The organism is Rhizobium sp. R634 (assembly GCF_002211305.1).
In the GTDB taxonomy this organism is placed as follows: Bacteria; Pseudomonadota; Alphaproteobacteria; order Rhizobiales; family Rhizobiaceae; genus Rhizobium.
Window position 1 is genome coordinate 1 of sequence record NZ_LOKW01000020.1, and the last position, 5,944, is coordinate 5,944.

Below are 5,944 nucleotides of genomic sequence, written 5' to 3' on the forward strand. Positions count from 1 at the left end.
GCCCAAAATGGTCATCCGCATCGCACTCGCCCGAAAACTCCTGGTCATTCTCAATGCAAAAGCACGAGATGCGCGAAGAGAATTCGAATATGCAACTTGACAACCCAGATAGTCGCTCATTCCTGTGCTCGTCACAGGAATCCAGTGCGCCCAAGTCCTTGGGCGCGGGAGACTCTTTTACGGGAGAAGTCATTCACCGCGCGGACGCGCGGTGGCTGGATTCCTGTGACGAGCACAGGAATGAGGGTGAAGAGGTGGGTGCTTCCCGCCAAATTTCGGTCAGCGCGATAGGATAAGTCGCCACAGAATAGTATTGCCACCTACGCCGCACAGGCCTCGCACAGTCCGCGGATCTCGATCGTCGTCTTCTCGGGCTTGAACTTCTGCCCGCGCACCCAGCCCATCAGCCGGTGGTCGACCTCGTGGTCGTGGAATTCCATCACCTGGCCGCAGCTTTCGCAGATGGCGAAGGCGACGATGCCGTGGCTGTGGCAGTTATCGCCGGGATGGGCGCAGGCGACGAAGGAGTTGATGCTTTCGAGCCGGTGCACGACGCCGTATTCGAGCAGTTTCTCCAGCGCCCGGTAGACCTGCAGCGGCGCGCGAAAACCATGGTCGCGCAGCTTGTCGAGGATGGTGTAGGCGCTAAGCGGCCCTTCGGCCTTTTCGAGCACGTCGAAAACAAGCGACTGGTTCTTGGTGAGTTGCGGTGTTGTCATGAGCCTTGTCCTTGCATGACCGCGCGGCGCCTGACGGGAAGCAGGCTGAGAATGAAGAGGACGAGCGCCGCCACCACGATCGAGGGGCCGGACGGCGTGTCGTAGGTGAGCGAGCCGAACAGCCCGCCGACGACGGCGGCCGCCCCAATCAGCGAGGCGAGCACCGCCATGATCTCCGGCGTGACCGAAAAGCGCCGCGCCGCAGCCGCCGGAATGATCAGCAGCGAGGTGATCAGCATGATGCCGACGATCTTCATGGCAATCGCGATGACGACGGCCATCAGCAGCATGAAGAAGAGCCGCGCCCGCTCGGGCCGCAGCCCCTCGGCCTCGGCAAGCTCGGCATTGACGGTGGCCGCCAGCAGCGGCCGCCAGAGCCAGGCGATCGCCGCCAGCACGAAGAGCCCGCCGCCCCAGATCAGCGCGATATCGGTGGTGGAAACGGCAAGGATATCGCCGAACAGGAAGCCGATGAGATCGATCCTCACCCAGCTCATGAAGGCGACCATGACGAGGCCGATCGCCAGCGTCGCATGCGAGAGGATGCCGAGCAGCGCATCGGCCGACAGCGCCTGGCGCTTCTGCAGGAAGAGCAGCAGCACCGAGACCAGAGCGGCGACCGCGAAGACGGCGAGCGTCAGGTTGAGTTCGAAAAGCAGCGACAGCGCCACGCCCAAGAGCGCCGAATGGGCGATCGTATCGCCGAAATAGGCCATGCGCCGCCAGATGATGAAGCAGCCGAGCGGCCCCGTCGTCAGCGCCAGCCCGACGCCGGCCAGGATGGCGCGCACGAAGAAATCGTCAAGCATGGCGGCCCTCCCCGCTGCGGGAATGGGCCTGTTCGTGCGCATGATCGTGCCCGTGATGATCATCGCGATCATGAGCATGTGCGTGGCCATCCCCGGCATGTGCGTGCTCATGCCCGTCATGCGCGTGATGGCCATCCTCGGGATGGCAATGATCCGTCACGGACCCATCGGCATGCAGCACCCGGCCGTCCGGCAGATGCGTGTGGTCGTGGTGGTGGCTGTAGACGGCGAGCGTCTGGGCGGCGCGGCTGCCGAAGAGGCGCACATATTCCGGGCTGCGGCTGACGGCCTCGGGCGTGCCGCGACAGCAGACATGGCCGTTGAGGCAGATCACCGTATCGGTTTCGGCCATGACGACATGCAGATCGTGCGAGATCAGCAGGATGCCGCAGCCGCTGGCGTTGCGGATCGATTTGATCAGATCGTAGAGCGCGATCTCGCCGGAGAAATCCACGCCCTGCACCGGTTCGTCCAGCACCAGCAGATCGGGCTTGCGGGCGATCGCCCGGGCCATCAGCGCCCGCTGGAACTCGCCGCCGGAGAGATGCTGCACCTCGGCATCGATCATATGGGCGATGCCGGCGGCTTCGAGCGCCGCCTGCATGTCGCGCTGCGGCAACGGGCCGGTCAGCGTCATCAGCCGACGCACCGTCAGCGGCAGCGTCCAGTCGATCGAAAGCTTCTGCGGGACATAGCCGACCTTCAGCCCGGCCAGCCGCTCCACCCTGCCCTCGTCCGGCTTCAACACGCCGATCGCGGCCTTGGCGCTCGTCGATTTGCCGGAGCCGTTCGGCCCGATCAGCGTGACGATCTCGCCGCGCGAAACGGAAAACTCGACGCCGCGCACCAGCCAGCGGCCGTTCCTGAGAACGCCGACATTGTCGAGCGAAACCAACCGTTCGCCCTTCTTATTTGCGGGAGAGAGCATCAAATTTTCCGACAGCGCTGTTGCATCCTGCTATTGCACACGTTATAGCATAACGCAATTGATGTAATAACATAACATCTGCAATTCAAGCGGAGCATATGATGAAACGCGCGCCCGGCCATACTCTGAAAACCCTTGCCCTGAAAACACTGGCCCTCAGAATTCCGGCCGTCCTCGCCATCCCGGCCCTGGCGGTCCCTGCCCTGCTTTTCGCCGGCAGCATGCGGGCCGCCGACGCGCCCATCGTCGTCACCTCGATCAAGCCGATCCATTCGCTGGTTTCGGCGATCATGCAGGGCGTGGGCGAACCGGAGCTGATCGTCGATGGCGCCGCCTCCCCGCACACCTACAGCCTGAAGCCGTCGAATGCGCGGGCACTGCAGGAGGCCAAGGTGGTTTTCTGGACCGGCCCCGGCCTCGAGGCCTTCCTCGAAAAGCCGCTCGAGGCGCTGGGCTCGGATGCGAGCGTCGTCGAGCTCGACAACGCCCCCGGCCTCGTCAAGCTGCCCTTCCGCGAAGGCGGTGCCTTCGAGGCGCATGATGACGGCGACCATGAAGCCGCCGGCTCCGGACATCACGATGGTCACGATCATGGGGACGAGCACGCCCATCACGACGATCATGAGAAACATGAGCACGAGCATGGCGCCTTCGACACGCATCTCTGGCTCGATCCGATGAATGCCAAGGCGATGGCCGCCGTGATCACCACGACGCTGGTCGCCGCCGATCCCGCCAATGCGCTGACCTATCAGGCCAATGCCAAGGCGCTGGACGACAAGCTGACGGCGCTGGACAAGGAGATTGCCGCCACAGTCGCCCCGGTCAAGGACAAGCCCTTCGTGATCTTCCACGACGCCTACCAATATTTCGAGCACCGCTACGGCATCCGCGTCGCCGGCTCGATCACCGTCAGCCCGGAGACCATTCCGGGCGCCGAGCGCGTCTCGGAAATTCACCGCAAGGTCGGCGAACTCGGAGCAACCTGCGTCTTTGCCGAGCCGCAATTCGAGCCGCGCCTCGTCAAGGTCGTCATCGAAGGCACGCGCGCCAAGTCGGGCGTGCTCGATCCGGAAGCGGCGACGCTGACGGCAGGCCCCGATCTCTACTTCACCCTCATGCGCGGCATCGCCGACAGCATGAAGGCCTGCCTCTCCAGCGCATGATTGCCGTGCAATCTCCTGGAGAGAGCTGAGGCGGAAAGAGGCGGATGACCCCGTTCCGCCTTTTTTCGGCGCGATCTATGTAATGATATAACGTTAATAATAATGAGGTTCCCATGGACAACAGGCTTCCGGTCACGGTGCTCTCCGGCTTTCTCGGCGCCGGCAAGACGACGCTGCTCAACCACGTGCTCGCCAATCGCGAGGGCATGTGCGTCGCCGTCATCGTCAACGACATGAGCGAGGTGAACATCGACGCCGCCCTCGTGCGCGATGGCGGCGCCAATCTCTCGCGCACCGAGGAGCAGCTGGTGGAGATGACCAATGGCTGCATCTGCTGCACGCTGCGCGACGATCTGTTGAAGGAGGTGCGCGATCTCGCGGCCCAGGGCCGCTTCGATTATCTGCTGATCGAATCCACAGGCATCGCCGAGCCCCTGCCCGTCGCCACCACCTTCGAATTCCGCGACGAGAAAGGCGAAAGCCTGTCCGACGTCGCAAGGCTCGATACAATGGTGACCGTCGTCGACGCCGCCAATCTGCTCGCCGACTACGCCTCTGCCGATTTCCTCGCCGACCGCGGCGAAACGGCGGGTGACGGCGACAACAGAACGATCGTCGACCTGCTGGTCGAGCAGATCGAATTCGCCGATGTCGTGGTGCTGAACAAGATCGGCACGGCGAGCGAGGCGGAACGCGACGCCGCGCGGAAAATCATCATCGGCCTGAACCCGGATGCGACGCTGATCGAGGCGGATTTCGGCAAGGTGGCGCTGAAGGACGTGCTCGGCACCGGCCGCTTCGACATCGACAAGGCCGAGACCCATCCGCTCTGGTACAAGGAGCTGCACGGCTTCAGAGACCATGTGCCGGAGACCGAGGAATACGGCATCCGCTCCTTCGTCTACCGCGAGAAGCGGCCGTTCCATCCGGCCAGGCTCCAGGCCTTTCTCGACAAGAGCTGGCCGGGCGTGGTGCGCGCCAAAGGCTTCTTCTGGCTTGCGACCCGCCCGCACCATGTCGGCGAGATCAGCCAGGCGGGCGCGATCGTGCGCACCGGCAAGATGGGCCTGTGGTGGGCGGCCGTCCCCCGCGAACAATGGCCGCAGGAGCCTGACTTTCTCAACGCCCTCGGCCCCTATCTCGATCCCGTCTGGGGCGACCGCCGCCAGGAAATCGTCTTCATCGGCGCCGACCCGATGGACGAGGCCTGGATGAGGAGAGAGCTCGACGCCTGTCTGATCGAAACCGAAGCCTTCACGCCCGACCGCTGGCGCAACTTGCCCGACCCTTTCGCCAGCTGGAACAGGCAGGCGGCATGAAGGCAACGGCAATTAAATCCTACCGCTGCGTCTGCACGGAATGTGAACCGCTGCCGCCGATCGACGGGCTGCATCCGTTGACGCATGAGGGGAATGGTGAGGTTCACAGAACACCAAGGGGATTGCTTGGTATTATTGCCAAGGGGATGACGGCTGCACGGCGGCAGAATTAGGCGCGGGCCGCTCCCCACGCTCCCTCATCCCTGTGCTCGTCACAGGGATCCAGCGCGCCCAAGTCTTTGGGCGCGGAAGACTCTTTTCCAAAATCACATTGAGTCAATCACCGCGCGGACGCGCGGTGGCTGGATTCCTGTGACGGGCACAGGAATGAGCGACTATCTGGGTTGTCAAGTTGCATATTCGAATTCTCTTCGCGCATCTCGTGCTTTTGCATTGAGAATGACCAGGAGTTTTCGGGCGAGTGCGATGCGGATGATCATTTTTGGTTTGCCGGCGCTTTGCAACCTTTGCCTGAAAGCAGCCAGGTGCGGATCGTGTCTGGCCGCAGTGGCGGCAACCACGAACAGGATGCCTCGCGGTCCGGAGCGTCCGCCGCGCACCGGCCGGTGTCCGCTGCGTTTGCCGCTGTCGTTGGCAATCGGCGCAAGACCGGCCAGCTTGGCGATCGCCTTGTTGGAAATCCGGCCGATCTCGGGAAGCTCGGCCATCAGCCGAGCAACGGTGCGATCGGCCACGCCCTTGATCGAGCGGAAGGCCCGGTTGAGGCAGGCCCAGAGCGGATCGTCGTCGATCATCGAGGCGATCTCGCCTTCGAGGGTGCGGCTCTGGCGCATCAAAAGCGCGATCACCTCATCGAGGCTTTCCACGATCGCCCTATCGGCGGCCGCGCTGCGGCGCTGCTTTTGAACGGTCAGGTCACGCGTGACCTGGGACAGCCGCGTCATCAGCGCCGACAGCCGCAGCTGCGCGGCTTTCGGCGGCGGAAGGGCCGACAGCCGCCTAGCTTCGGCGTAATGCGCAATCATCGCCGCATCGATGCGGT

6 protein-coding genes and 2 pseudogenes are annotated in these 5,944 nt (G+C 63.6%); 3 read left to right on the forward strand and 5 right to left on the reverse strand.

The window, feature by feature from the left end; all coding sequences use genetic code 11:
• A pseudogene (locus ATY77_RS33460) lies at positions 1 to 100 on the forward strand (IS110 family transposase); the annotation flags it as partial.
• Between the two features lie 220 nt (positions 101 to 320).
• On the opposite strand, the gene ATY77_RS17925 reads toward ATY77_RS33460, so the two are convergent.
• Genes ATY77_RS17925 through ATY77_RS17935 form a run of 3 tightly spaced genes read right to left on the reverse strand, consistent with a single transcriptional unit; the run spans position 321 to position 2,456 of the window.
• The gene (locus ATY77_RS17925) at positions 321 to 719 is read right to left on the reverse strand and encodes a Fur family transcriptional regulator (protein ID WP_088673388.1); all 399 of its coding nucleotides are present in this window, start codon (positions 717 to 719) and stop codon (positions 321 to 323) included.
• A complete protein-coding gene (locus ATY77_RS17930) occupies positions 716 to 1,528 on the reverse strand; it encodes an iron chelate uptake ABC transporter family permease subunit (protein ID WP_088688410.1) in 813 nt (270 codons plus the stop codon). The genes ATY77_RS17925 and ATY77_RS17930 overlap by 4 nt, the downstream gene beginning before the upstream one ends.
• Positions 1,521 to 2,456, reverse strand: a complete 936-nt coding sequence (locus ATY77_RS17935; protein WP_088688411.1) for a metal ABC transporter ATP-binding protein — start codon at positions 2,454 to 2,456, stop codon at positions 1,521 to 1,523. Before ATY77_RS17935 ends, ATY77_RS17930 begins: the two co-directional genes overlap by 8 nt.
• Before the next feature lie 101 nt (positions 2,457 to 2,557).
• Here ATY77_RS17935 and znuA point away from each other — a divergent pair, with 101 nt between their 5' ends.
• Together znuA and zigA are read left to right on the forward strand one after the other, a co-directional pair.
• Positions 2,558 to 3,622 (forward strand): zinc ABC transporter substrate-binding protein ZnuA, encoded by a 1,065-nt coding sequence (gene znuA, locus ATY77_RS17940; protein ID WP_088688412.1) that lies wholly within the window; start codon positions 2,558 to 2,560, stop codon positions 3,620 to 3,622.
• Positions 3,623 to 3,735: 113 nt separating this feature from the next.
• Positions 3,736 to 4,941 (forward strand): zinc metallochaperone GTPase ZigA, encoded by a 1,206-nt coding sequence (zigA, locus tag ATY77_RS17945; protein WP_088688413.1) that lies wholly within the window; start codon positions 3,736 to 3,738, stop codon positions 4,939 to 4,941.
• Positions 4,942 to 5,125: 184 nt separating this feature from the next.
• Here the strand turns inward: zigA and ATY77_RS33215 are convergent.
• Both ATY77_RS33215 and ATY77_RS17950 read right to left on the reverse strand, forming a co-directional pair.
• Positions 5,126 to 5,276 (reverse strand): annotated as a pseudogene (locus ATY77_RS33215) (tRNA lysidine(34) synthetase TilS); the annotation flags it as partial.
• A 12-nt stretch (positions 5,277 to 5,288) separates the two neighbouring features.
• Positions 5,289 to 5,944: transposase (locus ATY77_RS17950; protein ID WP_088688414.1), on the reverse strand; the 656-nt coding region annotated here is incomplete at its 5' end.